Source organism: Stenotrophomonas panacihumi (genome assembly GCF_001431645.1).
Taxonomy (GTDB): domain Bacteria; phylum Pseudomonadota; class Gammaproteobacteria; order Xanthomonadales; family Xanthomonadaceae; genus Stenotrophomonas_A; species Stenotrophomonas_A panacihumi.
The window spans coordinates 1-1,445 of sequence record NZ_LLXU01000033.1 but is presented as its reverse complement, the minus strand read 5'-3'; the positions used below and the strand labels follow the sequence as shown (position 1 = coordinate 1,445).

Here is a 1,445-nt window from a genome sequence, read left to right as displayed (position 1 = left end):
CCACCGCACCGGCCGCCGCCGCGGTGACCCCGCCCGCCGCATCCGTCACCCCGCCCCGCAAGGGGCTGTCCGGCTGCGCCATCGCCGCGATCATCGCCGGCGTGGTCGGCGTGCTGGGCATCGCGGTGATCGGCATCCTCGCGGCCATCGCGGTGCCGGCGTACCAGGAGTACGTGATGCGCGCGAAGGTGGCCACCGGCTACGCCGGCATCGCCGCGCTGCGCACCGAAGTGGCGGAATTCCAGGCCACCGAGAAGCGCTGCCCGGTCAACGGCGAAGGCAACTTCGGCACCCCGGAGAGCTACGCGCAGTCGGAGATCGGCAGCGTGCGCATCGGCCGCTTCGACAACGGCCACTGCGGCGTGGAAGCGGTGTTCTCCGTGCCCGGCCAGGCCAGGCTGGATGGCAAGGCGCTGTGGCTGGACCTGGACCCGGAATCGGGCCAGTGGCACTGCAGTTCGGAAATCGATGACAAATACCTGCCGCGCGAGTGCCGTGGCTGAGCCCACGCCGGCATACAAGGAAGAGTAGAACGCGATGACGCAGTGGTACTACGCCGATGCTGCCGGGACGCAGCAGGGTCCGATCGACACCGAAGCGCTGCTGGCCCACTACGCGGCCGGTGGCGTGCAGCCTGCCACCCTGGTCTGGCGCGAAGGCCTGGACGGCTGGCAGCTGCTGTCGGCCGTGGCCGCCGAGCTGGGGCTGGCCGAAGCCGAGCTGCCCGCCGCCGCCCCGCTCGCACCGGCCGCCCCCCTGGCCCCGGACGTGGTCTACGCCGGCTTCTGGCGGCGTTTCGCGGCCAACGTCATCGACGGCTTTGCCATCGGCCTGATCACCCTGCCGGTGACCCTGCCGATGATCTTCGCGGCGGGCATCGCCGGGGAACACGGCGGCGAAGCGGCCGTGTTCGGCAGCCTGTTCGTGCAACTGGCGGTGCAGCTGTTCGCCTTCTTCGTGACCGTCATCTGGTTCACCTGCTTCCACGCTTCGCGGCTGATGGCCTCGCCGGGCAAGCTGGCGGTGGGCATCAAGGTGGTCCGCAGCGACGGCCAGCGCTTGAACTTTGGTCGTAGCCTGGGCCGCGGCTTCGCCTACTACCTGAGCTACCTGACCCTCTACATCGGCTTCCTGATCGCGGCCTTCACCCAGCGCAAGCAGGCCCTGCACGACCTGATCTGCGACACCCTGGTCGTCGACCGCTGGGCCTTCACGGACCAGCCGCAGCGGCAGCAGCGCGGGCTGGACGTGGTCACCATCGTCATCCTGTGCTTCTACGGCTTGCTGCTGGTGGGGGTGGTGGCACTGGTCGCCGTGGCCGTCGCGGTCGGCATTCACGCCGCCCATTGAGGCCCTGCGACACCCGGTCCCGCTTGACACGGCCGTGCCGGGCATGATTCCACTATTCAGACGCCCGGGGCCGAGCCCCGGGCGTCTGAATAGTG

The 1,445-nt window shown here is 69.8% G+C and carries 2 protein-coding genes; both read left to right on the top strand.

Annotation, left to right across the window (positions count from 1 at the left end; translation table 11 throughout):
* A partial coding sequence (locus tag ARC20_RS01475) for a pilin (RefSeq protein ID WP_057643242.1) occupies positions 1–503 on the top strand: 503 nt, incomplete at its 5' end.
* Between the two features lie 34 nt (positions 504–537).
* Positions 538–1,350: an RDD family protein gene (locus ARC20_RS01470; RefSeq protein ID WP_057643239.1), complete on the top strand. Its 813-nt coding sequence runs from the start codon at positions 538–540 to the stop codon at positions 1,348–1,350.
* Positions 1,351–1,445: the final 95 nt, after the last annotated feature.

Excerpts from the sequence above, each read along its gene's own strand:
- ARC20_RS01470 (WP_057643239.1), top strand. The coding sequence starts at position 538 with ATGACGCAGTGGTACTACGCCGATGCTGCCGGGACGCAGCAGGGTCCG.